Source organism: Virgibacillus sediminis (genome assembly GCF_042643265.1).
Classification (GTDB): Bacteria; Bacillota; Bacilli; order Bacillales; family Amphibacillaceae; genus Virgibacillus_O; species Virgibacillus_O sediminis.
In genome coordinates, this window is the sequence record NZ_JBHRRZ010000002.1 from 53,461 (window position 1) to 77,736 (window position 24,276).

General features: G+C 45.7%; 25 protein-coding genes. 12 read left to right on the top strand and 13 right to left on the bottom strand.

Annotated elements, in window-relative coordinates; translation table 11 throughout:
• Nucleotides 1-7: 7 nt before the first annotated feature.
• Nucleotides 8-1,516, top strand: a complete 1,509-nt coding sequence (locus tag ACFODW_RS01280) for a flotillin family protein (RefSeq protein ID WP_390301739.1) — start codon at nucleotides 8-10, stop codon at nucleotides 1,514-1,516.
• A 74-nt stretch (nucleotides 1,517-1,590) separates the two neighbouring features.
• On the opposite strand, the gene pdxK is transcribed toward ACFODW_RS01280, so the two are convergent.
• Nucleotides 1,591-2,403, bottom strand: a complete 813-nt coding sequence (gene pdxK, locus ACFODW_RS01285; protein ID WP_390301742.1) for a pyridoxine/pyridoxal/pyridoxamine kinase — start codon at nucleotides 2,401-2,403, stop codon at nucleotides 1,591-1,593.
• Nucleotides 2,404-2,581: 178 nt separating this feature from the next.
• Here pdxK and ACFODW_RS01290 point away from each other — a divergent pair, with 178 nt between their 5' ends.
• Both ACFODW_RS01290 and ACFODW_RS01295 read left to right on the top strand, forming a co-directional pair.
• On the top strand, nucleotides 2,582-3,796 hold the full coding sequence (locus tag ACFODW_RS01290) for a DUF819 family protein (RefSeq protein WP_390301746.1): 1,215 nt from the start codon (nucleotides 2,582-2,584) through the stop codon (nucleotides 3,794-3,796).
• A 329-nt stretch (nucleotides 3,797-4,125) separates the two neighbouring features.
• Nucleotides 4,126-4,899, top strand: coding sequence for an SDR family NAD(P)-dependent oxidoreductase (locus tag ACFODW_RS01295; protein ID WP_390301749.1), 774 nt, complete (start codon nucleotides 4,126-4,128; stop codon nucleotides 4,897-4,899).
• A gap of 130 nt (nucleotides 4,900-5,029) precedes the next feature.
• On the opposite strand, the gene ACFODW_RS01300 is transcribed toward ACFODW_RS01295, so the two are convergent.
• Both ACFODW_RS01300 and ACFODW_RS01305 read right to left on the bottom strand, forming a co-directional pair.
• Nucleotides 5,030-5,314, bottom strand: a complete 285-nt coding sequence (locus ACFODW_RS01300) for a hypothetical protein (RefSeq protein WP_390301752.1) — start codon at nucleotides 5,312-5,314, stop codon at nucleotides 5,030-5,032.
• Complete coding sequence (locus ACFODW_RS01305; protein WP_390301754.1) at nucleotides 5,286-5,444, bottom strand: hypothetical protein; 159 nt, start codon at nucleotides 5,442-5,444, stop codon at nucleotides 5,286-5,288. The genes ACFODW_RS01300 and ACFODW_RS01305 overlap by 29 nt, the downstream gene beginning before the upstream one ends.
• 613 nt (nucleotides 5,445-6,057) lie before the next feature.
• Here ACFODW_RS01305 and ACFODW_RS01310 point away from each other — a divergent pair.
• Nucleotides 6,058-6,366, top strand: a complete 309-nt coding sequence (locus ACFODW_RS01310; RefSeq protein WP_390301757.1) for a hypothetical protein — start codon at nucleotides 6,058-6,060, stop codon at nucleotides 6,364-6,366.
• A gap of 38 nt (nucleotides 6,367-6,404) precedes the next feature.
• On the opposite strand, the gene ACFODW_RS01315 is transcribed toward ACFODW_RS01310, so the two are convergent.
• The 5 genes from ACFODW_RS01315 to ACFODW_RS01335 form a co-directional block, all read right to left on the bottom strand.
• Nucleotides 6,405-7,403 (bottom strand): hypothetical protein, encoded by a 999-nt coding sequence (locus ACFODW_RS01315; RefSeq protein ID WP_390301760.1) that lies wholly within the window; start codon nucleotides 7,401-7,403, stop codon nucleotides 6,405-6,407.
• Nucleotides 7,404-7,773: 370 nt separating this feature from the next.
• The gene (locus ACFODW_RS01320) at nucleotides 7,774-8,115 is read right to left on the bottom strand and encodes a DoxX family protein (RefSeq protein WP_390301763.1); all 342 of its coding nucleotides are present in this window, start codon (nucleotides 8,113-8,115) and stop codon (nucleotides 7,774-7,776) included.
• 24 nt (nucleotides 8,116-8,139) lie between these two features.
• Nucleotides 8,140-8,706, bottom strand: coding sequence for an NADPH-dependent FMN reductase (locus ACFODW_RS01325; protein ID WP_390301766.1), 567 nt, complete (start codon nucleotides 8,704-8,706; stop codon nucleotides 8,140-8,142).
• A gap of 11 nt (nucleotides 8,707-8,717) precedes the next feature.
• Entirely contained in the window at nucleotides 8,718-9,776 is a 1,059-nt protein-coding gene (locus tag ACFODW_RS01330; protein ID WP_390302084.1) for an LLM class flavin-dependent oxidoreductase, read from the bottom strand.
• A gap of 23 nt (nucleotides 9,777-9,799) precedes the next feature.
• Nucleotides 9,800-10,855: an LLM class flavin-dependent oxidoreductase gene (locus ACFODW_RS01335; protein WP_390301769.1), complete on the bottom strand. Its 1,056-nt coding sequence runs from the start codon at nucleotides 10,853-10,855 to the stop codon at nucleotides 9,800-9,802.
• A 117-nt stretch (nucleotides 10,856-10,972) separates the two neighbouring features.
• On the opposite strand from ACFODW_RS01335, the gene ACFODW_RS01340 reads away from it, so the two are divergent.
• Together ACFODW_RS01340 and ACFODW_RS01345 are read left to right on the top strand one after the other, a co-directional pair.
• On the top strand, nucleotides 10,973-11,320 hold the full coding sequence (locus ACFODW_RS01340; RefSeq protein WP_390301772.1) for a winged helix-turn-helix transcriptional regulator: 348 nt from the start codon (nucleotides 10,973-10,975) through the stop codon (nucleotides 11,318-11,320).
• A gap of 210 nt (nucleotides 11,321-11,530) precedes the next feature.
• The gene (locus ACFODW_RS01345) at nucleotides 11,531-12,025 is read left to right on the top strand and encodes a YjdJ family protein (protein ID WP_390301775.1); all 495 of its coding nucleotides are present in this window, start codon (nucleotides 11,531-11,533) and stop codon (nucleotides 12,023-12,025) included.
• A 99-nt stretch (nucleotides 12,026-12,124) separates the two neighbouring features.
• Here ACFODW_RS01345 and ACFODW_RS01350 read toward each other — a convergent pair whose 3' ends face one another.
• On the bottom strand, nucleotides 12,125-13,654 hold the full coding sequence (locus tag ACFODW_RS01350; RefSeq protein WP_390302087.1) for a BCCT family transporter: 1,530 nt from the start codon (nucleotides 13,652-13,654) through the stop codon (nucleotides 12,125-12,127).
• A gap of 217 nt (nucleotides 13,655-13,871) precedes the next feature.
• Between ACFODW_RS01350 and ACFODW_RS01355 the strand changes: the two genes are divergently transcribed.
• Entirely contained in the window at nucleotides 13,872-14,228 is a 357-nt protein-coding gene (locus ACFODW_RS01355) for a SpoIIAA family protein (RefSeq protein ID WP_390301778.1), read from the top strand.
• A 126-nt stretch (nucleotides 14,229-14,354) separates the two neighbouring features.
• Here the strand turns inward: ACFODW_RS01355 and ACFODW_RS01360 are convergent, their stop codons facing one another.
• Together ACFODW_RS01360 and ACFODW_RS01365 are read right to left on the bottom strand one after the other, a co-directional pair.
• The gene (locus ACFODW_RS01360; RefSeq protein ID WP_390301781.1) at nucleotides 14,355-15,092 is read right to left on the bottom strand and encodes a YqjF family protein; all 738 of its coding nucleotides are present in this window, start codon (nucleotides 15,090-15,092) and stop codon (nucleotides 14,355-14,357) included.
• A 75-nt stretch (nucleotides 15,093-15,167) separates the two neighbouring features.
• On the bottom strand, nucleotides 15,168-15,302 hold the full coding sequence (locus ACFODW_RS01365) for a hypothetical protein (RefSeq protein WP_390301784.1): 135 nt from the start codon (nucleotides 15,300-15,302) through the stop codon (nucleotides 15,168-15,170).
• A 259-nt stretch (nucleotides 15,303-15,561) separates the two neighbouring features.
• On the opposite strand from ACFODW_RS01365, the gene ACFODW_RS01370 reads away from it, so the two are divergent.
• Nucleotides 15,562-16,386 (top strand): manganese catalase family protein, encoded by an 825-nt coding sequence (locus ACFODW_RS01370; protein WP_390301787.1) that lies wholly within the window; start codon nucleotides 15,562-15,564, stop codon nucleotides 16,384-16,386.
• A 93-nt stretch (nucleotides 16,387-16,479) separates the two neighbouring features.
• Here ACFODW_RS01370 and ACFODW_RS01375 read toward each other — a convergent pair whose 3' ends face one another.
• Nucleotides 16,480-17,346, bottom strand: a complete 867-nt coding sequence (locus tag ACFODW_RS01375; protein ID WP_390301790.1) for an MBL fold metallo-hydrolase — start codon at nucleotides 17,344-17,346, stop codon at nucleotides 16,480-16,482.
• A 204-nt stretch (nucleotides 17,347-17,550) separates the two neighbouring features.
• On the opposite strand from ACFODW_RS01375, the gene ACFODW_RS01380 reads away from it, so the two are divergent.
• On the top strand, nucleotides 17,551-17,928 hold the full coding sequence (locus tag ACFODW_RS01380) for a YndM family protein (protein ID WP_390301793.1): 378 nt from the start codon (nucleotides 17,551-17,553) through the stop codon (nucleotides 17,926-17,928).
• Between the two features lie 238 nt (nucleotides 17,929-18,166).
• Here the strand turns inward: ACFODW_RS01380 and ACFODW_RS01385 are convergent, their stop codons facing one another.
• Entirely contained in the window at nucleotides 18,167-18,616 is a 450-nt protein-coding gene (locus ACFODW_RS01385) for a YndM family protein (protein ID WP_390301796.1), read from the bottom strand.
• A 146-nt stretch (nucleotides 18,617-18,762) separates the two neighbouring features.
• Between ACFODW_RS01385 and ACFODW_RS01390 the strand changes: the two genes are divergently transcribed.
• The 3 genes from ACFODW_RS01390 (at nucleotide 18,763) to gltB (ending at nucleotide 24,273) form a co-directional block, all read left to right on the top strand.
• Nucleotides 18,763-19,002: a hypothetical protein gene (locus ACFODW_RS01390; RefSeq protein WP_390301799.1), complete on the top strand. Its 240-nt coding sequence runs from the start codon at nucleotides 18,763-18,765 to the stop codon at nucleotides 19,000-19,002.
• 204 nt (nucleotides 19,003-19,206) lie between these two features.
• On the top strand, nucleotides 19,207-19,491 hold the full coding sequence (locus ACFODW_RS01395) for a hypothetical protein (RefSeq protein WP_390301802.1): 285 nt from the start codon (nucleotides 19,207-19,209) through the stop codon (nucleotides 19,489-19,491).
• Between the two features lie 219 nt (nucleotides 19,492-19,710).
• Complete coding sequence (gene gltB / locus ACFODW_RS01400) at nucleotides 19,711-24,273, top strand: glutamate synthase large subunit (RefSeq protein WP_390301805.1); 4,563 nt, start codon at nucleotides 19,711-19,713, stop codon at nucleotides 24,271-24,273.
• Nucleotides 24,274-24,276: the final 3 nt, after the last annotated feature.

Here is a 24,276-nt window from a genome sequence, read left to right on the forward strand (position 1 = left end):
TGTTTTTATGTTTGAAAATGCACTGATTGGAATTATCCTTGCGATTGTCGGAGTGGCTGCTCTTATTGCCGGGGTGACAGTTTTTATCATCTTCAGGATGCGGTACAAGACAGCCAGTTCGAATGAAGCGTTGATTGTTACGGGTCCGAATTTGGGAGACCCGGAAAAAGAGAAAAATGTATTTGAGGATGATAATGGGAGATCGGTCAAAATCATCCGCGGCGGCGGTTATCGTCTCCGAATGTTCCAGACTGCCACGCCAATCGACCTTACATCTTTTCAACTCCAGGTCGATTCCGAGAAGGCTTATACAAAGGAAGGGATTCCGGTACGGGTGGCTAGTACGGCAGTGATCAGTATCGGCAGTGAGTTGGCGATCATGGCCAATTTTGCCGAGAAGTTTCTCGGGAAGAAACAGCAGGAGCGGGAATCAGAGCTGCAGGATGTATTGAACGGGCATTTGCGTTCGATTATTGCTTCGCTTCCCATCGAGAAGATTTATAACGATTTTAAAGAAGTGAATACACAGGTGAAGAAGATAGCCGAGGCCGATTTGAAGGGCATGGGATTTGAAATCACCTCTTTTGCATTGAATGATGTAGAGGATGTCGATGTGGAAAATGGCTACATTGATGCCCTGGGGCGGCCGCATATTGCGGAGGTTCAGAAACATGCCAATATGGCGGAATCGGATGCCAAAAAGGAAACGCGCATTTATCAGGCCAAAAATGATCAGGAGGCACAGGAGGAGGCGAACCGGCGTCTGACTGCGATAGCCCAGTCCAAGAAAGATAAGGATATTAAAGAAGCTGAATTCCAGAAGGAGACCAACCGGGCACAGGCGAATGCAGAGCAGGCTGGCGAACTGGAACGACAGAAGCTGGCACAGCAGGTGAAGGAAGAGGAACTCAAAGTGCAATACATCGAGCGCCAGCGGGCAGTCGAGCTTGAAGAGGAAGAAAATAAGCGGCGTCGTGCCATTGCCGACACAGAAGCATATAAAACAATGAAAGAGGCGGAAGCGGAAGCCGAGAAGGAGCGCATCCGCGGGGAGTCCGAAGCAGAGGTGATCCGCCAGCGCGGGTTGGCAGAAGCAGAGTCGAAGGAACGGATGGCCAAAGCAATGGAGCAGTATGGAGAGGCCGCCATCATGGAAATGCTGATCAAGGTGCTGCCTGAATATGCCGAGAAGGTATCTGCTCCTATATCACAGATCAAGGATATGAAGGTCATTGACATGGGTGGATCCGAATCGCGCGGAGGGACATCGAAAGTAGCCGGCAGTGTCACATCCACCATGCTCGGGATTCAGGAGTCATTGAAGGAGACGACGGGAATGGACCTGAAGGCCATGTTGGAGAGTTATGTCTCTCGCGGGAACGTCAATAACTTCGAGGCTGGAATCTCTAACAGCTATGAGGAGGTCTCGGCCGCTGAGGAATCAGGACACCCAGAAGAGAATGTGGGGAAAGGGAAAGACACCGACAACAAACAATCGGAAAACGAGGATGAATAACACATAAATTTAACCCGGAGCGGCTGATGGATGGATGGATCAGCCCGCTCCGGGTTGTTTACTGCTCTTAGCGCTTATTGGTTGCCGCCTTTGTTGTTATACGCACCGTGCATGACTGGGCCGACAAATTGGTTCAGTTTCCAGCCGTGGGCGATGGCCGCTGTTACAAATTCCTTTGCGTTGCTGACTGCCTCTTTTACGGATTTGCCCTGGGCCAGATTGGCCGTCAAGGCTGCAGCGAATGTGCACCCTGCCCCATGATTGTATGTGGTATCGACTTTATCTTTTTCCAGCAGTGTGAATTCCTGTCCATCATAGAAAAGATCGATGGCTTTATCGTGATCCAGCTCTTTTCCGCCTTTGATCACCACATTTTTAGCACCGAGTTGATGAATCTTCTCTGCAGCTTCCTTCATACCGTCAATGGTTTTGATGGGACCGGTCTGAGCAAGTTGTCCTGCCTCGAACAGGTTCGGGGTAGTGATCAAGGACCGTGGGAGAAGGAATTCCCTCATCGCATCCGTGTTTTCCGGCTGAAGGACTTCATCTTCCCCTTTACAGACCATTACCGGATCGAGGACAAACTTATCTATATGGAATTCATCAATCTTCTCTGCTCCCAGTTTAATGATATCCACAGAACCAAGCATTCCCGATTTCATGGCGTCAATGCCGACGGAAAGGATGGTATTCAGCTGTTTTTCCACTACTGCAGTGTCAATTGCAGTCACCTCATGGCTCCAGTCCTCTGGATTCATTGCCACAATGGAGGTGAGGGCGGTCATCCCATATACCCCATGTTCCTGGAATGTTTTCAAATCTGCCTGTATCCCTGCACCGCCGCTGGAATCAGAACCTGCAAACGTCAATGTCTTCTTCAATGTCATCGTGCACCCTCCTCTGTCACTTTAGAAAAATCCCTATAACTCCTATAGGATATAACATTTTCCCATAATATAAAAGAGCGAAACCCCGTAACATGGGAAACAAGTGATAGTTTTGAGAAAGTTCTCCGGTTTCTGTATAATGTGGACATATTCTAGAGAAGGGTAAAGGAGAGGAATTATGGTCTATTCGATTATTCAACCGGACGAAACCTGGCTATTATGGGCTTTTTTGGCCGGCTGGGCGGCAGTCAGTATTTATCTGGAACAGAAATACAGTTGGGCTTCCAAGGTATCAGGGGCAATCATTGCTTTGGTCGGTGCCATGCTGCTCGCCAATCTGCAGGTGATCCCATTAGAATCACCGGTGTATGATACGGTATGGTCGTATGTCGTACCGCTGGCGATCCCGCTGCTTTTGTTCCAATCCAATATCATAAAAATATGGAATGAGAGCGGCCGTCTCCTGCTGATGTTCCTATTGAGCGGCATTGGAACCGTGGCAGGAGCAATCATTGCATTTTTCCTGCTCAAGGATGTGATTCCAGGGCTGGCCGAGGTCGCGGCAATCATGACTGGTTCCTATATTGGCGGAAGTGTCAATCTGGCCGCATTAGCAGCGAGGTTTGAGACGCCGGGTGATATCATTTCTTCTACCGTGGTCGCCGACAATATGATGATGGCCCTGTACTTCCTTATCCTCATGGCGATACCAGCATTGAAATTTTTCACCAAGCGGTTCTCCACGCCGCATATTCAGGAGGTGGAGGAGACGAGAACGGATGAGGACGAAAATCTGGCCGCCTCCTATTGGAAAGGGAAAGAGATTTCCTTGAAGGATATTGCCCTTGCAGTCGGGACGGCGTTTGTACTTGTAGCTTTCTCTTTTAAACTGGCAGAGATCTTTGCTTCGGTGATCCCGACTGGGGAAAATGTTGCCCTCAACATCCTGAATACCATACTAGGTGATGGCTATTTGATGCTGACAACCCTGACATTGATCGCTGTTACGGTGTTTTCCAGCTATTTTGAAAGCATCAGGGGCGCACAGGAAATCGGCACTTATTTGATTTATATCTTCTTCGTGGTGATCGGGGTACCCGCATCACTGCCCGTCATCCTTCAAAATGCCCCGCTTCTGTTTGTGCTAGTCTTTATTATGGTGGCGGTGAATATGCTGATCTCCTTCATTTTCGGCAAGCTGTTCAAGTTCAACCTGGAGGAAATCATCATTGCCAGTAACGCGAACATCGGGGGGCCTACTACGGCTGCGGCTATGGCGATTTCCAAAGGATGGAGGAAGCTGGTGGCGCCGATATTGATTGTCGGCACGATCGGCTACATTGTCGGTAATTACGCCGGGGTCGCACTCGGCCAGTGGTTCAGCGGTTTTTAAGGCAGAAACTAATCCAGTGGGAGAAAATTGTTTAACTAAGGAAGGCGAATAATGCATGAAAATTAGCGGAGGAAATATGCGTAGACTCCTACGGGAGGAAAAGCCTAGGCGAGACAACGTAGTGCGATAGCACAAAGTGGCTTACCAGCCGCCCGTGGAAAGCGGAGTATATTTCCGTAGCGGGTATCTCCACTTATCCCCGCCTTGTCTATCCGTTTGACTGGTACCTAGACACTCGATGTTTATTGTCTTAGGCATGGGGAAAATGAATAATAAGTAACATTTTCCTATGAATATGAACCTGTTCCAAAAAAGGAGAGTATGCAGAAATGGCTAGATTAGAGGGAAAAACAGCCATCATCACAGGCGGTGCCGGTGGAATTGGCAAAGTGACTGCAGAGAAGTTCCTGAAAGAAGGAGCCAAGGCGGTAACGTTAGTAGATATGAACCAGGACGCCCTTGATGAGGCAAAGAAAGAATTGGAACGTCACGGCGAAGTCCACACCGTAGCAGCTGATGTTTCCAAGGAAGAGGATGTTAAGAAATACGTTGATGAAACAGTCGACCGCTATGGTACCATTGATATCTTCTTCAATAATGCAGGGATCGAGGGCAAAGTGGCTCCACTTCCGGAGCAGAGCCTGGAGGATTTCAAGAAAGTGTTGAGCGTAAATGTCGACGGGATCTTTCTCGGCCTCAAGTACGTGATGCCCGTAATGACAAAGCAGGAAAGCGGCAGCATCATCAATACTTCGTCTGTCGCCGGACTGATAGGAAGCCCGGGAGTAGCGCCGTACACGGCATCCAAGCATGCGGTAATAGGGCTGACAAAAACAGCAGCCTTGGAGGTTGCCGACTCCAATGTGCGGGTCAATTCCATCCATCCATCTCCGGTAAACACTAGAATGATGCGCTCACTTGAAAAAGGCTTCAATCCGGATGATGCCGAATCTGCGAAGACACAGCAGGAACAGGCAATCCCTATGCAGCGCTATGGTGAATCGGAGGATATTGCCAATCTCGTACTATTCCTCGCTTCTGATGAGTCAAGCTTCATCAGTGGTTCCCAGTATCGGATCGATGGAGGAATGGCTGCGAAGTAAATAGAGGAAAAGCCAAAGCCCGCCAGAGTGCGGGCTTTATTATTGCTCGGGTCTGGAAAAGGGGGGTTCATTTCACATGCAAATTTACCGGGTTGCTTAAAGAGGTGTAAACAGCCCATTCACCTACCTGTCAATTTTCATGATCATTATCTATATACATTTCCATAAAGTTAATTTGAAAGGAATCAAAACCATAATTGTTTTGTTCGATAACTTTTTTAGCAATTTCATGCACTTCCTGTTTACTATCTTCATTATTCATAAGGTCTTCTCCTACATAAACATTCAATTCAACAACATTATTAGGGAGAATTTCTGGTTCAATGCCGCCAATAAAAGAAGAGTACTTGCCACTTCCTAGAGGAAGACCTACTTTTTCCGCTAAATCAAATGCAGCCTGTTTCTTGCTCAGCAATGCTTTCCTCGCTATAAATTTCTACATTTTCATTTCCTACACCATCAGCTGAGTTAGGACCATTCATAACAAAACCAATTATAATCCCAGATGCTACCAGTAGAATGCCAATAACGCTCGTTTTTTTCATATATTGTCCTCCTTTTCCTCTAACCCACTATTATGTCTGAAAAAAGGGGCTTAGAAGTATATAAGAGAAGGCGGCCAATTAATAGAGGTCAGAGAAGTGGGCTTGGGGGATAGAGGTATAGTTTGTTAAGGGCGATAGTTAAACAAGGCGATCAGTAATATGGTCGTCTTTTCTTTGGAAATGTCAATAATAATTTCACAAAAATTATGTTAATATCAAGGTGTGAAGATATTGAGCTAAAAGGCAGGTTGACACTCCATAGAACTATATAAGTACTAAGGTGTCCATTGAATTGGAGGTGTTTTGATGTGGGTACTAATAATTATTGTTATTATTGGGATTGGCACGGTGATTAAGGCTCTAAATAAGTAAACACAGCAGAACAGGAAAATTATAGAACTTCTTGAAGAGCTGAATAAGAAGGTTTGATAAAATTCAATTGGTGCTTTTGCACAATAAGTGTGTAGTCTCTTCGTATATATAAGTAAACTAATTTCGTGGAGGAGATGTTTTTATCAAAAGGTTTTTATATTATTTCAGCTGGACAGTCGTTATTGGATTTATTATTTATCTGGGAATTAAATATCAGGTTCGTTTAGAGGAAGAAGCCAGCATGAATTTTGAGTTAATGCCTGTTGTGTTATTCGGAACTCTTTTTCCCATTGTTATTGGACTCTTGCTGAGGTTGCCAAAGTTGATCATTGAAATGAAGCGAAATAAACAATGGATATTTGATTGGATTAAGTTTATGGCCATCGGAATTCCTTCCCTTTCTATCATATTCATGTCAATTTTCCCGTTTACCCCTTTGAGTGAAGGCTTCTTTACCATCCCAGAAATAATTTTGATTGGGAGTCCAACTATCCAAATAATTGCTGGTGTTGTGTTTGGGTATACCTTATTGGATAGTTTGAAGAAATAATATATTTTCTCTAAGTTGTCTTTCGACAGAATGGTCCCTTAAGCAAACCGATAGTAAATCAGAATGAAGGTGGCCAGGACAAATATGAAGTTAAGGAAAACAAAGATCATTTGATCGATTCGCGACTTATGCATCCTAATTGGAGGGTAATAAAAAGAGACACCTTCAATAATAAAAATAATTAGGATAACGTGGATCATCGCATGGCCAATAATTTCTGTTATTCCGAACAGAGTGCTTGTGAGTATAAACAATATGGTGACCAGTGCTGCTAACAGCCGGTTGAGTATGCCCACAACAAGTAAATAGCCGACAACAAATTCGATAAAAGCGGCCATCACAATAAAAATGGACGGTTCAAATCCGAATGTGGGAACAGTGTGGCGCTCAATAATATCCAGTGTCATGGCCGGGTACACCCACTTTTCAACAGCTACCCAACAAAGTGAAAGACCTGTCCCCAGGTATAAGAAAGGAAATCCCCAATTTTCCCATTTTGTCTTCCCGACTAACAACACGAAGAAGATCGCGATATAAAATCCATAATCAAGCATATGGAACCAGCCGCTGCCGGACCAGACGGTTATAAACAAAGCTATGAGTACGATAGAAGCCAATTTGGTTGCATAGTGATGGGGAATTAGTAATAAAACAATTGCAAGCCAAAATGCCATTGGTTCCCACGGTTCTGTCATAATAAATTCAGGGGCGAACATCGCCCCTGAAAAGGATTGAATGGCCAATGCGAGAGCTGTTCCATATTTCAATAAATGTCTGGAATAAATACGTAAACCTGCTAGTTTATCCTCCATCTTTTTGGCTGTTTCCAAATTCATCAGCCAAGGCAGAAGTTGAGGTATGGCAGCTAACACAACAGCAACTAATAATGCAAATGCGATGAAAAAAGGCGATAAAATATTTTCAATGCTTTCCTTTGAAGCTGCCTCTTCTGTAAACCATTTAACATGGGCATTTGAAATGAGGGGAGCTAGCATGGCGCACAATAAAACAGCGATAAATAAAAAATTCCTGTTCACACGAACACATCCCTTTGCTGCAACTGATTAACCTTAGTTTTTGTTAACTATTTGAATTCTATAAGTTAAAAGGATTATCCGGATGAAAACATAGAGGTATCACTTTTTATCGGCTGACGAGGCCTTCCAGATTCAGACTCTGCGCTTATGACGCATAAGATTGCCAACCTTGAATAAGCATGGGATGGTTGGCTATGGTTTTTAATTGGGATAGTTTTAGTTGGTGGTGTTGGCTCCTTATCCTAGCTCTTGTTAAAAGGGAGGAATTTTACCTCTTTTTAAATCTTTTCTGTTCTTTTCTATTTCCTTTATAAAGTAAAAAATCCTAACTCCTCGGTTCGTGCACCGAGTAGTTAGGATTCAATCTCCGTCATACAATTATCAAAAATATGATTGCCATAGCTGTTAATGCGGAAATGGGAATGTTGTCTTTCACACCGTCTTTTGCACTTATATGCGAAAGAATGCCGCCAATCCCAACGATAATAAATAATATAGCTCCTGCGATGGCACTGGATGGAATCCAAAAACCAATGATCAACAACAATGCTATGCCAATTTCAACCCATCCTGTTACAACTCTGAACCATTGCGGCAGTTTCAAGTGGTCGAATTGATCTATAAGCGCATTCGCCCCCGCTATTTTAAATCCTCCTGCCATCAGAAAGACGGCAGCCAGTAAAAACTGCAATAACCATGCTAATATAGTCATTTCCCTACTCCTTTCGTTTTTTCTCTAAAAACCGTATTGTGCTTCTTTCTCTTCTCGTATTTTCGTGTAGGTGTTAGTGAGTACGACAGTGTCTTCAACCAACCGGTCCATGCGGAACAGCACATCATCATTGATGATTTCTTTTCGATGGAAATCCTGTTCTTCCACAAAAACATACGTCTGAACCATTTGCGCCTTCATATAGCCTAAAATAGGCTTTAATTGGTTCTCGGCAATTAAATAATGCTTCGAAGAGCCAGCCGTAACGATCATACTGGCTACTTTGTCCCGAAATGCATTAACAGGCAGCAAATCAAATATATTCTTCAACGTTGCTGGTATGGAAGCTTGGAAGATAGGTGTTCCAATAATAATGGCGTCAGCTTCCATAATTGTTTTGGTTACATATCCTGTGTCGCCCTCATATTCCAAATAATTGCGTCCATCACTAAACACCACATCATATTCTGCTAAATCAATCAATGTTGTTTCTGCATCCGGATATTTTTCAGTAATGGCTTTTTTCGTATAATCCATTGCTGTCCTTGTCTTGGATCCGACTTTTGACCCTGATAATAGAACAACCTTCATATGCTCAACTCCTATTTCTTTGCAGTATATTTCTTAATTGCCGGCAAGATTTCATTGCCGATCAACTCAATATTTTTCATTAGCTTATCAAATGGTACACCGCCGAAGTCCATTTGTGCAATATAACGTTGATGCCCAAATAGTTCATGCTGATATAGTATTTTTTCAATAATTTGCTGCGGACTTCCAATATTCATGACATTTCTGGTATCCGCTCCCTGTGCAAATTGCTGCTTCGGATACTGTTGTCCGTTAATCCGTTTCATTCCTTCGTTAACGTGAGGGTATACCTCTTTTTGGGCCTGCTGTGTTGTTTCAGCCACATAGAAGAATCCTGCAGTGGAGATTGGGAGCAGTGCTGGATCAAATCCGTTACGTTTTGCAGCCTCGCGGTAGGAGTCAATGGACATTTTAAAAGTGCTTGCCGGACCACCTAAAGTAGCAAGGAACATGGGAACACCTGCATGACCTGCCTTAATTGCACTGGCAGGCGGGCCTCCAACTGCACGCCAAATGGGCAGAGAACCATTTTGTGGACGAGGGATGACCCTCGCGTCTTTTAATGGTGCGCGAAATTGCCCTTCCCAATTAATAATCTCCTTTTCATTTATCTGCAGCAGCAAATCAAATTTCTCTTCAAATAATTCTTCATAGTCACGAATATTGTAGCCCAATAAATCAAATAGTCCTACTCTTGATGCACGTCCAGCAATAATTTCTGCACGCCCTTTTGAAATCAAATCAATCGTAGCGAAATCTTCATATACTCGAACAGGATCGGAAGTACTGATAATAGTGGAAGAGCTTGCAATCTTAATCTTTTTTGTTGCCTGGGCAATCGCTGACAAAACTACAGAATGTGCCTGTGTTGCAAAGTATTCCTGATGGCTTTCACCTACACTAAAGAAATCTATTCCCGCCTGTTCAGCGAGTTGAGCTAATTCAATGATTTCGTGAATTCGTTGTTCTGCGGAAATGCGCTCTCCTGTAGTTGGGTCCGGTATATGGTCGCCCAATGTATATAATCCAAATTCCAGCCCTTTGCTTTGATCGATACGATATTTTTCCATACTCATTTTTAATCAGCCCTCTTTTATCTTTTTTGTTTTGTTGTTTCCCTTACTGCGGGAGCGACTTTATTTGCAAACATCTCCATCATTTCAACCACTTTTTTATGTGGAATATTACCGTGGTCAAGTTGGACAATAAATCGCTGATGTCCAAAAAGTTCATATTGATATAGGATTTTCTCAACAATTTGCTGCGGACTGCCAACCATGATAGCGTTTTTTATATTATTCCCTTGTTTATAATGGTCCTTTGGAAAATCCACACCTCTGACTTGTTTGAACGTATTATTCAAGTATGGATAATAATTTTTAAATGCTGTTTGTGAATCTTTGTCTATATACATCATTGTTGCGACCGCTATCGGAAGTTTTTCAGGGTCATGCCCCGATTCTTTTGCAGCATTTCTATATGCAGTCACTCTTTTTTCAAAGATGCTTGAAGCTCCATAAAGCGCTGCTAGGTGCATTGGTACACCCATTTTCCCTGCTTGAATGGCACTTGCAAAATGTTGCCCAACCGCTCGCCAAATTGGAAGTTCTCCATTTAAAGGTTTTGGATAAATTTCTGCATTTTTTAAAGCTGGGCGGAATTTCCCATTCCATGTAGTGGGTTGTTCACCATTCAATTGCAGTAAAAGTTCAAATTTTTCTTCAAATAATTCATCATAGTCGTTCAAATCATAGCCAAATAATTGATAGGCACCATACCGTGAACCCCTTCCAGCTACAATTTCCGCCCGTCCATCTGATAGTAAATCTAATGTGGAAAAGTCTTCATACACTCTTACTGGATCAAGTGTACTTAAGACCGTAGAGGTGCTTATTAATTTAATTTTATTGGTTACTCCAGCAATCTTTGCCAATATGGTTTGCGGGGAGGAAGCGACAAAATGTGCTTGATGACTTTCGCCTACTCCGAAAATATCTAAGCCTGTTTCTTCAGCTAAATTCGCCATCTCGACCATATCTTTCATCCGCTGGTATTCCGTCATTTGTTTTTCATTATCTTTTGGTAATAAATGATCTCCTAGTGTATAAAGGCCAAGTTCCATACCTGGGTTTTGTTCGTTTTTGAACATAAATGCTCCTTTCAAATTCCTGATCACAATGCTATTATAATTAATAAAGTAGTAAAAAGTAAGTAAGCACTTTTAAGTGCCGTAGTATACAAAAGGATACTATTGGAGGGTATTAATATGAACATAAAACCGGAATTATGTCGCGTAGACGATGCTTTAGATATTATTGTGGGAAAATGGAAGCCGATTATTATCTTACATTTATTGAAAAACGGTACGATGAGATTCGGTGAATTAAAACGCAGTATCCCTGAAATTACTCAGAAAATGTTAACGAAGCATTTACGAGAGTTGGAAGAAGAAGATGTTATTAATCGAGTGGTATACCCAGAAGTTCCGCCAAAGGTCGAGTATTCCATCACTGAATATGGAAAGGAATTAGAGCCAATTATGGTTGCTATGCACGAGTGGGGTACAAAGCATGCACTTCGTAAACAGCAAAAGACAATTGAAAATCGTGGGTGAAAAACGGGCTGTCCCAAAAGGGCAGCCCTTACCTGTAATTTTATAGGAAATATCCATCTACTTGTAAAGGGTGCATTCCTACAATAAAGGTGTGCTTTCTAAAAAAACTAAAGCGATAATTGATAAAATCGCTAAAAAGGCAAAAAGGATTATGGTAAAATTTGGCTAAAGGGTTAATTAGGGTGATAGGCGATTTTGGGAGGCACATATATGAAGTATATCATTCAATATCTAGTGGCATTTATCATACTGATTATTTCAACATTTGCTGCGTGGTACGAGGGAAGTGCTATAAGGTTTAATTCCTATGAGTGGAGATACTCTGCCACTTTTTCAAAGATATTTAACGGGGAAGTTACAAGCAGAGCTGATATATCACAATTAGACCACTTTATATACGCGGCAAAATTCAGCCCTGCTTTTCCTATATTAATGGTAATCAGCCTTTCTTATATTCTAATGGCCGGCAGCTATCTATGGTTAAGAAGAAATACAAAATCATTGATTGTTTCGCATCTAGTTTGGAGCGTATTGTACTTGTTGCTAGGTGTTCTAACCTCAAACTCTCCGACCGTAGGAGGTACTTATTTTACTATTGTTTTAGTAACTATTGGCATTCTTAATTTCGCACTTTCCCTTCGATCCTTTCTGAAGGTTAGAAAGGGAAGTGAAGAGATACGTAATAACGGGATGCTATCCAGCTAACTGTTGCTTTAATGGAATAAGTAATGATAAAAGGGCTTAGAAAATTTTTTCTAAGCCCTTTTAATGTGTGCTCTAGAAGCCGCTTGTCCTGACAAGAGATTACCAATCTTCCTCCTCTTTGACCTTGTTCTTCTGCTGCCCCTCTTTCTTGAAGTTGCGGAGGATGGCTACCATCATGAGGATGATGATGACACCGAAAGGCAATGCGGTAATGGTGGCGATTGCCTGTAGTCCATTAAGTCCACCGCTCAGCAGGAGTACCGTTGCAATTGTGGAGATGAGCAGTCCCCAGGTAATCAGGACGTTATTTTTCGGATTCAAGTTGCCTGAAGAGGAAAATACGCCAAGAACATAGGTCGCCGAGTTGGCCGAAGTAATGAAGAAGATGCCAATCAGGATCAGGGCGGCCAAGTTCATGATGAATCCTAGTGGCAACTGTTCCAGTACAAGATACAAACCGACTTCCGGCGTCTCTGCGATATCCGATGCAAAGTTTGTCTGGCCCGTCAATTCCATATGGAGGCCGGTGCCGCCGAACACGACGAACCAAAGGATGGTTACCACCGTAGGGACAACCAGCACGCCGAACATGAATTCACCGAGTGTCCGCCCTTTGGAAACCCGTGCAATGAATGTGCCGACAAACGGGCTCCAGGAAATGATCCATGCCCAGTAAAAAAGCGTCCATGTTCCCATCCACTCATTATCTGTGTATGGGGTTGTGTTGAAAGTCATCTCGAAAAAACTGGAGCCGTACTGCCCGATAGTCTTGGAGACATGCTCGATCAAAAAGACGGTCGGCCCGACGATTAGGACGGTGAGGAGCAGAACTCCTGCGAGTCCGAGGTTGGAGATGCTTAGATATTTCATCCCTTTATCCAAGCCGGAAACAGCGGAAATCAAGAAGATGGCTGTTACCACTCCGACAATGATCAGCTGTGTCCATGCATTATTGGGTGTACCGAATACGTGGGACAGCCCGCTGCCAAACTGCATAGTGCTTAAGCCGAAGGACGTAGCAATCCCCACTGTCGTGGCGACGATGGCGACAATATCTATCAGCTTGCCCGGCCATTTGTGGACATGCTCGCCTATCAATGGATAGAAGGAGGAGCTGACCAATCCAGGCAGGTCTTTCCTATACTTGGCGAAAGCCAGGCCAAGCGCCACTACAGCATATATGGCCCATGGGTGGAATCCCCAGTGGAATACACTGATGAGAAGCCCCCTTTCTGCAGCTTCCTGTGTTCCGGCCTCTGTTCCGGCAGGAGGATTGGCAAAGTGGGACAATGGTTCACCAATTCCCCAGAACACGAGTCCCACGCCCATCCCGGCGGCAAACAGCATGCCGATCCAGGCAAAATAGGAATATTCCGGTTCATCATCTTTATCCCCCAACTTCATCCGGCGATAGGGTCCGATGCCTAAGTATAAGCAGAACCCGATATATAGAGCCGTCGAGATCACATAGAACCAGCCTAGGTTCTGGGTCATTAAATCCATCAGATTGGTAGTAATCCTATTCATTGAATTAGGAGAAATAATCCCCCACACCACCACACTGAAAATCAAGGCGGCGGATACGATAAATACCGATTTGGTTTGAAGTGTATAAAAAATATGTTTCATTGCTGCCAATCACCACGCTCTCTAAGTACTCTTTACCTCTAATAATTTCACTACCACAATGAATGGGCGGGAAAACCTAGGTTGCGAAAGTATTGGCAAAAAGTCATAGAATCCTCAAAATAGGGTGGCAGATCAAGGGGAAGCTGAGGAAGTCCGTTTCATCCGTAGGGGTGCAGGGTATTTCATCTATAGCATATTGATGAAGGAGGATGAGCTGATGTTTCGTATCCTTCCAAGCCGGGATCCTTCCACCATCTGTGTGGAGGTTGAAGGCAAGGCGACCGGAGAAGATGCAGAAAAGATGGATCAGCATGTGAAAGAGACATTTGGAGAAAATGAGCCGTTCAATATTCTGGCGATCATCAAGCATATAGAAGGAACCACTTTACAGGGTCTGATGAAAGGGCCAAAAGTAGATGCCAAGCGCTGGGACCAGTTCCGTAAATTCGCAGTGGTCAGCGAGAAGAAATGGATAGAAACTTCCGTGAAAATTGGTGACATATTGCCGGGGGTCACTACCAAGCATTTTGGCAAAAATGAACTGGAAGAAGCGTGGGATTGGATCAAGCGATAGGAGAAGAGGCTTCCGTCCGTAATGTGAACAGACGGAAGCCTCCTTCTAGTTGTAAAAGGCCCTTTGGACATGGAGTCAACTTTACCGTTGCATCGGGGGGCACAATACATACGATGCTTGGGTTTGTTAATCGACTTTTTTAATTGGCCAGAAGAGGACCCTCCGAGAATAGGCATAGTGCAACATCATCCGGCTGACTGTACTCTCTGGAGGAAGAAAAGGCAAAAGGCCCTGTTTTTCGATGACTGCTTCTGCATCAGTTACCTCCCATGGCCGGTGATGGATACCGATAGAGAAGACGGAATTCTTCACCTGGGTCCATAGGTAATAGCGTTCGAGGAGCCAGTTGTCGATCGTTCCCTTTTCCGGACGGAAGATTTCGGAAGACGGGCGGTACTTTCCTTTGAAAGCAGCATCACGGCTGCCATGCCTTTTGCTTTGATAATGGAACCATTCCCCTTTTCTTTTCATGCTCATATTGGCGAAGAAGTAGGGAAGTGTTCCCGCTCTGGCGCCGAGGACGGGAAGGATTTTGCTGGCGTCCAGGCTGAAAAAATAGATGCCTGGAATGCCATTTCTTTTTACATAGGTACGGACATTCAGTTCTAGAAACCGTTTGATATATGGGAAGGACGGGAGCATGCGCATCCGCATATCGCTGATCTTGAATGGAATGATGGAGACCCATGCCTCGCCATCATACGTGTCCAGTTCCATCTGATCCGGAATGTGGCTGCGGATGTCCTCGGGGCTGACAGGCAGATGCATGAAGAGCAGGTGGTCCCATTTCTGGGTTATCATCCATGGGCCATGGGGGAAGGGGCTCACGCGGTGGTCTGTTTCTCTAAGTATATCTGTATACATGATAGCTCGCTCCTTTGATATTCAGCTATAGTATAGGAAAAGGCCCGGGAATCTATCCAGGGCCTTTTTTAGCTTTTATTTATGGTTTTTGTTTTGTTTAGGGCTTGTATCATTTTCGCGTTGCGGGCTGATGTCCTGTTCCGGGTCTTTCTTTTTCATTTCCTGTTCCGGTGAATCATAATTATGCTTCTTCTCATTGTTGTCTGCCATGGTATTACCACCTTTCTGTTTAGGAAAAAGAGTTGTAAATGGTTCTTACTTTGTCCATATCCCTTTCAAGGATCACTTAAACATGTTTCGATTTTTACCCCGAGTTTAATGTGCATTCCTGTGGGTATAGAAAAAGGAGTCAGGCCCTATAACTCAGAAAAGGGAAAATAAAGGAGGGATCGATGCACAGATCGGAAATCTGATGGTGTCGAAACCCGGGAGAGTTTTTCAAAAATATTTTTCAGAAAGGTGATGTTTTATGTTTACACATAAAAAAGAACTGCAATTCCATGCCAAACCTGAACGTCCGGATCCAGTCTATGCCAAGAAGCTGCAGGAAATTCTCGGCGGGCAATTTGGAGAAATCTCCGTTGCTATGCAATACCTGTTCCAGGGCTGGAATACAAGAGGGAATGAGAAATATAAAGACCTGATCATGGATACAGGTGCAGAAGAGCTCGGCCACGTGGAAATGATTGCGACCATGATTGCCAGACTGCTTGATAAAGCACCTGTAAAAGATCAGGAAGAAGCGGCGAAAGATCCGGTAATCGGTGCGATCATGGGAGATATGAATCCACAGCACGCCATCGTCAATGGCTTGGGCGCCGCTCCAAAGGATTCCAATGGAAACGCATGGAATGCAGACTATATTGTTTCCAGCGGCAATTTAATCGCAGACCTCCGTGCAAATGTGAATGCTGAATCCCAAGGCCGTCTGCAGGTTGCCCGTTTGTATGAAATGACCGATGACCGTGGAGTAAGGGAAATGCTATCCTTCTTACTTGCTCGTGACACCATGCATCAGAACCAGTGGATTGCTGCGTTACGAGAACTGGAGGAGAAGGAAGGTGTTGTTACTCCATCCACAGTTCCAGCCGAATGGGAAGCTACCGAATTCTCCCATCAGCTCATCAATTTCTCCGAGGGGGAAGACAGTGCTCACCTCGACTGGATGGGGAAAGAAGCTCCGGACGGCAAAAAGTTCGAATACGCCAGCAAGCCGGCAGCCCATGCGGAGAAGCCGAAGCTGGATCCGGCACCACCATATATGCACAATACCCCTCCGTTTAATGAGAAATAATAGGTTAAATCAGAAAGGCTGCCTCCATGGTTGGAGGCAGCCTTTTCAAATTTTCATCGGCTTTGCATTAAATTTTTTAAAAAGCTGCACTCACTATGAATGGGAGCCATTTCTCGTTTTCTTTTGATTTCCTATGACAAAGTTTTGGATAAACTCCAGTTGTTCTTCTGTTGGTTTCGTCTCTCTTACTTCGGTGAATCGGGCAACAGCTTCGTCCACGATCACTTCCTGCCCCACCATCTCTCCGATGCTTAAGAGATCGTCCAAAAAGCTCTGCATCTCCTTATGGTTTTTCGGGTCCTGATGGCCTGTGACATAGCAATCTACTTCATATTTTCTTATTTTACTCACCAGCAGGCTTAGTTTGTCCAAATCATAGCTCCATTCGCCGCTGTAGAAATCCTGATAGATGCAGTCTCCCAGAAACATCACTTTCTCTTCGGGAACATAGACGATCGATGAGTCGGGTGCATGTTCCCCTCCGGCATGTTCCACCACACAGGTGATGCCGCCGAGGTTTATTTCCATCCTGTCGTTGAAGGTGACTTCCGGTGCCTTCAACTCCAACTCATCACGGACAGGCATTTCCCTCTTGATCATATCCCGGCAGAATTCAATCTCCTCTCCCGTCACCACCCGCTCATCCAAGGATGCATCATCCCAATTCAGGGTCTTCAGATGATCTATTTTCTGCTTTGTATCCTCATGGCTGATCGATAATAAGTCCATTGTCTTCATGCCGAAGATATGGTCCCAATGCCAGTGGGTAAGGACCAGAAATGTTGCCGGTGCTACCTCCAAGTTTTGAACTTCTTCAAGAAAATCAGCTGCATGGGCAGGGGAGTTTCCTGAATCAACCACGAGGCTGTATGTATCCCCCGAAATCAAACCGAGTGCCGGTCGGTCCGTTTCTCCATATGGGGGCATATAGTGGACTCGTTCTGTCAGTTTTTTCAACATATAATAATACCCTTCTTCCTACTAATAAAATATCGAATACGAAAGCGAAACATCACCGGCTGATGACAGAAAATCTGGATAAAAATGGTGCCTTCTACGTTTAGCCCGCCAGTATATGGGAATAGCATAGTAAGCCCGGCGATGGAAGTCAAGGGCGAGCACATCGGACGCATTTCTATTATCATCAAAAGGAGGAATGACAACATGGAACATGGAAAAGCGCTTGCGATTAAAGGGCTGCTTACACTGGTAGCACTGTATATTGTACTTGGAATTGGATTTGGAATGTCCTTCTGGAACGTGCTGATCACCACCATCGTTCTCGGGGTCATCTCCTATTTCGCGGGGGATCTTGGAGTCCTTCCGAAAAACGGAAATATGATGGCGACCGTCTCGGATCTTGGGTTGACATTCATTGTGGTATGGCTGATGGGAATGCTGCTTACTAGTATGGACTTCGGTACCATGGCAGGAGCCGCGTTGATTTCTGCGCTGGTGATTGCAGCGGCAGAGTATTTCTTCCACATTTATATTACCAGAAACGGTCCTGTAGGCCATAACCGTTATACAACTTCCCATTAATAGATGGAAGAGAAACGGCCTCCTGATAGGTTCGGATTAAACCATCGGGGATACTAATCATATGTCGGTTAGTATCCCTTTTTTGTCTGTCCATATTGCTGGCCGGGTGCAACGTGCAGTCCGGGTGACTTCATGCTTGTATATTCATCCGGTTTTTGAAACGGGTAAGCATTTTGGCTTGTGCTGCAAAGCTTCCCCTGTATGGCCACAAAAATAATAGCCCAGTGGTATAGCCGGGCTATCGCTTCTTTTTCATTTCTTCGTCATTGGTTTCCTCGGAAAATTCTGTTTGCAGCTGTCCTCTGTGCACTTCTCCTCGTTCCTTCTCCCGGTCATCCTCCGAAAGCAGCACTTTTTCCTGCATATAAATATGGAAAAGTGCTTCACTGATGGCGATAAAGAAACCGATGAACAATGCTGCGGTTAATACAGGGAATCCTTGATCCACGAACATCATGCTGAGAATCCAGACGGCGAGGGCGGAGAGCCCGAAATCGGCGATGGAGGCGATGGTATTACCATACCGGGGCAGTATGAATAAATCCCCAATGAGATAAGCTGCACCAGTAATCAGGATACTCATCCAGAAGATTTCGCCCAGACTGGCAGCTTCAAAAATTGTCAAGATGGAGTAGAGGACGGTTGCTGTAATCACAAACTTAATCAATAAAGCCAATAGATGTCTCATACATTCCAGCCCTTTCATTTTTCATATTCTTTTATAGGATGTGATTTTTTCATGGTAATATTCCGGAGATGCCTCGGTGGTTTAAAGAGCGGGGGCGGATGGGAATTAGACTATTGAATAACTTTCGATTTAAAGGAGGTACTATCATGTCCATCTCAGGGTTGAACACGTTGAAGAAAGGCCAACATTATACGGCGAAAGAACTGGACAGTTTTGTCAGTACGACAGAAGCAGTGGTGCTCTCCAATAATGATAACCAGCTGTTTACCGATCCAGAGCGGGAATATAAGGTGACACATGAATTCAACGGCTTTTTTGAACACTCCATGGAAGATGCGGAGAAGCACTTCCGCGAGAAAAAAGCATATGTAGTGGAGAAAGTGTAAGAGATAGGTTACATTTTAAACCGAAAAGATGATGTCGTCATATAAGGAAGAGCAGGCGCTGATAGGCCTGCTCTTTTTAATTTGGAGAAAGAATCAGCAGGAGGGGCGGGAAATCGGCGGTAGAGATGGAATATCAGCAGGAGGTGCAGGAAATCAGCGGTAGAGCTTTTTATCAGCAGGACGCACGGGAAATCAGCGGTAGAGATGGATTATCAGCAGGTCACGCGGGAAATCATCCGGAGAGCTGTTATATCGGCAGGACGTACGGGAAATCGTCGGCAGAGCAAGATTATCGGCAGGAGGGGCGAGAAATCAGCGGTAGAGCTATTTTATCAGCAGGAGGCACGGGAAATCGCCGGCAGAGCAGGATTATCAGCAGGACACACAGGAAACCAGCAGAACCGCAAATTGATCGGCAGTCCGTCCCATGGGCTGCCGATTCTTGTTTACATATATTTCTCCCCCTTGAATGGAGCTGAATATAAATAACCGGCTATTATGGTGGATTTATCAGATAAAGGCTGTTAAAAAGCATTACCGGTAAGCATAAGGACAGCCCTTTTCCTATTAAGCTATACTAATCATTAAATAATTCATATCAAATTGAGATTGTTTTTAGCTTAAATCCATATTGTAAAGATGAATGAATAATCTTATAATTTAAAGTAGATTGAATCAGGCAGAATTTTATGAACGGGGGTATTAATGATGAAGTACCATCAACTACCAGAAGCTCAAGGCCTTTACCGCCCTGAATTTGAACACGATGCGTGTGGCATCGGCTTGTATGCAGAGATGAACGGGAAGCAAACACATGAAATTGTCCAAAAGGGACTCGAGATGCTTTGCCGTCTGGATCACCGCGGTGGCCAGGGGAGCGATCCTTTGACAGGGGATGGCGCCGGATTGATGGTCCAGCTTCCGGATCAGTATTTCCGGAAGGTGCTGGATGACATGGAATTGCCGGAAAAAGGCCGTTATGGCGTTGGGATGATCTTCTTCTCCCAGGATGATAAGGGCCGGGAGGAAATGGAAGAGACGATCAATGCGTTCATTGAACAGGAAGGGCAGACGGTGCTTGGATGGAGAACGGTTCCGGTAAACCCGGAAGTGCTCGGTGAGGAAGGGCGCAAGAGCTGCCCGACAGTCCGCCAGGTGTTCATTGGTGCCGATGCTTCTATAAAGGAAGAAATTGCATTTGAACGGAAATTATATATTATCCGCAAGCAGGCGGAAAATGCAGCAAGGGAAAGGGAGGAGCGTTTCTATTTCACCAGCCTTTCCACTCAAACAATTGTTTATAAGGGACTGCTGACACCGGAACAGGTCGATGCATTCTATGTCGATCTGCAGGATGAGGATTTTGTATCAGCCTTCTCGCTGGTGCATTCACGTTTCAGTACGAACACATTTCCGAGCTGGGAGAGGGCGCATCCCAACCGCTACCTCATGCACAATGGGGAGATCAACACATTGACCGGCAATGTCAACTGGATGCGTGCCCGGGAAGAACAGCTTGTTTCGGAAGCATTCGGGGATGATCTGGATAAAGTCTTCCCGATTCTCGACCCCGATGGAAGTGACTCTTCCATTCTGGATAATGCACTGGAATTCTTTGTGCTGGCCGGCAGAAGACCTGCCCATGCCGCCATGATGATGATTCCGGAACCGTGGGTGAAGAACCCGCATATGTCCAAAGAAAAGAAAGCTTTCTATGAATACCACAGCACGCTGATGGAGCCGTGGGACGGACCTACTGCCATTTCCTTCACGGATGGAAGGCAAATTGGCGCCATCCTTGACCGGAATGGTCTTCGTCCTGCCAGGTATTATGTGACGAAAGATGATTATCTTATTTTCTCTTCTGAAGTCGGTGTCGTCGATGTGGAAGAGGAAAATATCCTTTATAAAGACAGACTGAGCCCTGGGAAAATGCTGCTATTGGATTTGGAAGAGGGCCGCATCATTTCCGATGAGGAAATCAAAAACGAAATGGCAGGAGAAAAACCGTATCAGGAATGGCTGGACAATCAGCTGATCGAAGTGGAAAAGGAAGTGGAAGACAAGGCGGAACAGCCTTTTGAGGATCTTTTAAAACGGCAGAAAGCATTCGGCTATACGTATGAAGACGTCCAGAAATACCTGGTGCCTATGGTCAGTGAGAAGAAGGACCCGATCGGCGCCATGGGGAATGATGTGCCATTGGCCGTGTTATCGGATCGCCCGCAATCCCTGTTCTCTTACTTCAAGCAGCTGTTCGCCCAGGTGACGAACCCTCCGATTGATGCCTACCGTGAACAGCTTGTAACGTCGACCATGACGCTGCTGGGGGCGGAAGGGAATATCCTGCATCCGGATGAGGCCAATTGCCGCCGGCTAAAGCTTGATACACCGGTGCTTTCGAATCAGCAGCTCAACCAGCTGAAGCAGGATTACTATCAAGGTTTCCGCTCCGAAACAATACCTGCTCTGTTCCAAAGTGATTTGGAAGAAGCGCTGGAAAAACTGTTCCAAACGGCGGAGGAGGCGATTGAACGTGGTGTAAGCCTGCTAATCCTTTCCGACAAGGACATGGATGCCCGCAGCACTGCGATACCTTCCCTATTGGCGGTAAGTGCGCTGCATCAGCATCTTATCCGGAAGGGAACCAGGACGAAGGTAAGTATTATCGCAGAGAGCGGGGAGGCAAGGGAAGTGCATCATTTCGCCGCTTTGATCGGCTATGGGGCAGATGCCGTCCATCCGTATCTTGCCTATGCGACCATCCATCAGGCGATCAACGAGCAGATGCTGCATGAAAGCTATCCGGAGGCAGTGGAGAATTATATCCACGGAATTACCGAGGGCGTGGTAAAGGTGATGTCCAAAATGGGCATTTCCACCGTACAGAGCTATCGTGGTGCACAGATTTTTGAAGCCGTGGGAATCAGCAAAGATGTCATTGACCGTTATTTTACCGGCACAGCCTCCCAGATCGGCGGAATCGGACTCGAGACCATCGCGGAAGAAGCCAGAAAGCGGCATCAGCAGGCATATGCTGATGATGTCGACGGGACATTGGATTCCGGAAGTGACTTCCAATGGAGGAAGACAGGGGAGCATCATGCCTTTAATCCGACAACCATCCATAAGCTCCAGTGGGCTTGCCGGAGAGGAGATTACGACCTCTTCAAGGAATATTCCAAAGCAGCGAATGAGGAGCGGCTCAGTTTCTTAAGAAACTTGTTCAGCTTTAGGAAGAAAGAACAAGCGCTGCCGCTGGAAGAAGTGGAGTCAGCCGATTCCATCGTGAAGCGCTTTAAGACTGGTGCCATGTCGTTTGGCTCATTGAGTCAGGAGGCACATGAGGCACTTGCTGTAGCCATGAACCGTATCGGTGGAAAAAGCAACAGCGGTGAGGGCGGTGAAGATCCGAAGCGTTTCATTCCGGATGCTAATGGGGATTTGCGCAGAAGTTCCATTAAACAGATTGCTTCCGGCCGGTTTGGTGTGAACAGCCATTACCTGGTCAATGCAGATGAGCTGCAGATCAAGATGGCCCAGGGCGCCAAACCGGGGGAAGGCGGACAGCTGCCAGGGACCAAAGTATATCCATGGGTGGCAGAGGTTCGAGGTTCGACTCCTGGTGTGGGGCTCATCTCTCCACCGCCGCATCATGATATCTATTCCATCGAAGACCTGGCACAACTGATCCATGATCTGAAAAATGCCAACCGCGATGCCAGGATCAGCGTCAAGCTGGTTGCCAAGGCGGGAATCGGTACCATTGCTGCAGGGGTGGCAAAAGGTTCTGCCGATGTCATCTCGGTCAGCGGGTATGACGGGGGAACAGGTGCCTCTCCGAAAACAAGTATCAAGCATACCGGGCTGCCATGGGAGCTGGGGCTCTCTGAAACCCATCAGACGCTTATGTTGAACGGTTTGCGAGACCGGGTGGTTCTGGAAACGGATGGAAAGCTGATGACCGGTAAAGATGTTGTCATGGCTGCTCTGCTGGGAGCCGAGGAATATGGATTTGCCACCGCTCCGCTCGTCGTTCTCGGCTGTGTGATGATGAGGCTTTGCCATGTGGATACATGTCCGGTGGGGGTTGCTACCCAAAATCCGGATCTCCGGAAGAAGTTCATGGGGGATCCAGATCATGTGGTGAATTTCATGTACTATATTGCAGAAGAGGTACGTGAAATCATGGCTGAGCTCGGCTTCCGGACGATGGATGAAATGGTCGGGCGCACGGATGTGCTGGAAGTGAGCGACCGGGCGAAAAATCACTGGAAAGCAGGATCCCTGGATCTTTCCACCATCCTGTTCCAGGCGGAAGGCCCAAGGACCCACAAGACCAGCCAGGACCATAAGCTGGAGGAGTCGCTGGATATGAGGGAGCTGCTTCCTGCTGTACAGGAGGCCATCGAAAATCAGGAGCGTGTCGATCTGGCACTGGAAATCACCAATACAGACCGGGTGACCGGAACGATTGTGGGAAGCGAGATTTCCAAGCGCTATCATGCTGAAGGGCTTCCAGAAGATACGATCACCCTACGGTTCCACGGATCTGCCGGACAGAGTTTCGGCGCCTATGTACCTAAAGGGATGTCCATGCTCCTTACCGGTGATGCCAATGACTATGTCGGCAAAGGGTTATCCGGTGGTAAGATTGTCGTCAATTCACCGGAACAGGCGAGGCCGTATGAATCGGATAATGTCATTATCGGCAATGTCGCCTTTTACGGAGCAACAGATGGTGAGGCCTATATCAATGGATATGCCGGGGAACGTTTTGCCGTCAGAAACAGCGGAGCCGATCTGGTTGTAGAAGGAATCGGGGACCATGGCTGTGAATATATGACCGGCGGCCGTGTAGTGGTTCTTGGAAATGTCGGCAAGAACTTCGCAGCAGGCATGTCCGGCGGCACCGCCTATGTGCTGGCAGATGATTCTGCGGAGTTCCAGACGCTTTGCAACACGGAAATGATTGAATTTGAACAGCTGGAGGCTGCTGAAGAAATAGAAGAAGTGAAAGAGATGATCAGCCGCCATCATGCCTATACAGACAGCCAGAAGGCATCATTGGTGCTGGATAACTGGGAAGAGGTCCAGCAGAAGTTCGTGAAAGTAATTCCGAAAGATTATAAAGCAATGCTTGCCAGAATCGAAGTGTATAAGAAACAAGGCTTGAAAGAGGAGGAAGCAGCTATGCATGCCTTCCAGGAAAAGAAACAGAAGAAGGCAGCCGATGCCCCGAAGAAAGATGAGAAATTAGTGGCTTTATGAAAG

Excerpts from the sequence above, each read along its gene's own strand:
- ACFODW_RS01380 (WP_390301793.1), top strand. The coding sequence starts at position 17,551 with ATGGAACATGGAAAAGCGCTTGCGATTAAAGGGCTGCTTACACTGGTA.
- ACFODW_RS01295 (WP_390301749.1), top strand. The coding sequence starts at position 4,126 with ATGGCTAGATTAGAGGGAAAAACAGCCATCATCACAGGCGGTGCCGGT.
- ACFODW_RS01365 (WP_390301784.1), bottom strand. The coding sequence starts at position 15,302 with ATGGCAGACAACAATGAGAAGAAGCATAATTATGATTCACCGGAACAG.
- ACFODW_RS01310 (WP_390301757.1), top strand. The coding sequence starts at position 6,058 with ATGAATTTTGAGTTAATGCCTGTTGTGTTATTCGGAACTCTTTTTCCC.
- ACFODW_RS01395 (WP_390301802.1), top strand. The coding sequence starts at position 19,207 with ATGGATTATCAGCAGGTCACGCGGGAAATCATCCGGAGAGCTGTTATA.
- ACFODW_RS01340 (WP_390301772.1), top strand. The coding sequence starts at position 10,973 with ATGAACATAAAACCGGAATTATGTCGCGTAGACGATGCTTTAGATATT.
- ACFODW_RS01290 (WP_390301746.1), top strand. The coding sequence starts at position 2,582 with ATGGTCTATTCGATTATTCAACCGGACGAAACCTGGCTATTATGGGCT.
- ACFODW_RS01305 (WP_390301754.1), bottom strand. The coding sequence starts at position 5,444 with ATGAAAAAAACGAGCGTTATTGGCATTCTACTGGTAGCATCTGGGATT.
- ACFODW_RS01385 (WP_390301796.1), bottom strand. The coding sequence starts at position 18,616 with ATGAGACATCTATTGGCTTTATTGATTAAGTTTGTGATTACAGCAACC.
- ACFODW_RS01355 (WP_390301778.1), top strand. The coding sequence starts at position 13,872 with ATGTTTCGTATCCTTCCAAGCCGGGATCCTTCCACCATCTGTGTGGAG.
- ACFODW_RS01390 (WP_390301799.1), top strand. The coding sequence starts at position 18,763 with ATGTCCATCTCAGGGTTGAACACGTTGAAGAAAGGCCAACATTATACG.
- ACFODW_RS01360 (WP_390301781.1), bottom strand. The coding sequence starts at position 15,092 with ATGTATACAGATATACTTAGAGAAACAGACCACCGCGTGAGCCCCTTC.
- ACFODW_RS01320 (WP_390301763.1), bottom strand. The coding sequence starts at position 8,115 with ATGACTATATTAGCATGGTTATTGCAGTTTTTACTGGCTGCCGTCTTT.
- ACFODW_RS01330 (WP_390302084.1), bottom strand. The coding sequence starts at position 9,776 with ATGGAAAAATATCGTATCGATCAAAGCAAAGGGCTGGAATTTGGATTA.
- gltB (WP_390301805.1), top strand. The coding sequence starts at position 19,711 with ATGAAGTACCATCAACTACCAGAAGCTCAAGGCCTTTACCGCCCTGAA.
- ACFODW_RS01280 (WP_390301739.1), top strand. The coding sequence starts at position 8 with ATGTTTGAAAATGCACTGATTGGAATTATCCTTGCGATTGTCGGAGTG.
- ACFODW_RS01350 (WP_390302087.1), bottom strand. The coding sequence starts at position 13,654 with ATGAAACATATTTTTTATACACTTCAAACCAAATCGGTATTTATCGTA.
- ACFODW_RS01345 (WP_390301775.1), top strand. The coding sequence starts at position 11,531 with ATGAAGTATATCATTCAATATCTAGTGGCATTTATCATACTGATTATT.
- pdxK (WP_390301742.1), bottom strand. The coding sequence starts at position 2,403 with ATGACATTGAAGAAGACATTGACGTTTGCAGGTTCTGATTCCAGCGGC.
- ACFODW_RS01375 (WP_390301790.1), bottom strand. The coding sequence starts at position 17,346 with ATGTTGAAAAAACTGACAGAACGAGTCCACTATATGCCCCCATATGGA.
- ACFODW_RS01325 (WP_390301766.1), bottom strand. The coding sequence starts at position 8,706 with ATGAAGGTTGTTCTATTATCAGGGTCAAAAGTCGGATCCAAGACAAGG.
- ACFODW_RS01335 (WP_390301769.1), bottom strand. The coding sequence starts at position 10,855 with ATGTTCAAAAACGAACAAAACCCAGGTATGGAACTTGGCCTTTATACA.
- ACFODW_RS01370 (WP_390301787.1), top strand. The coding sequence starts at position 15,562 with ATGTTTACACATAAAAAAGAACTGCAATTCCATGCCAAACCTGAACGT.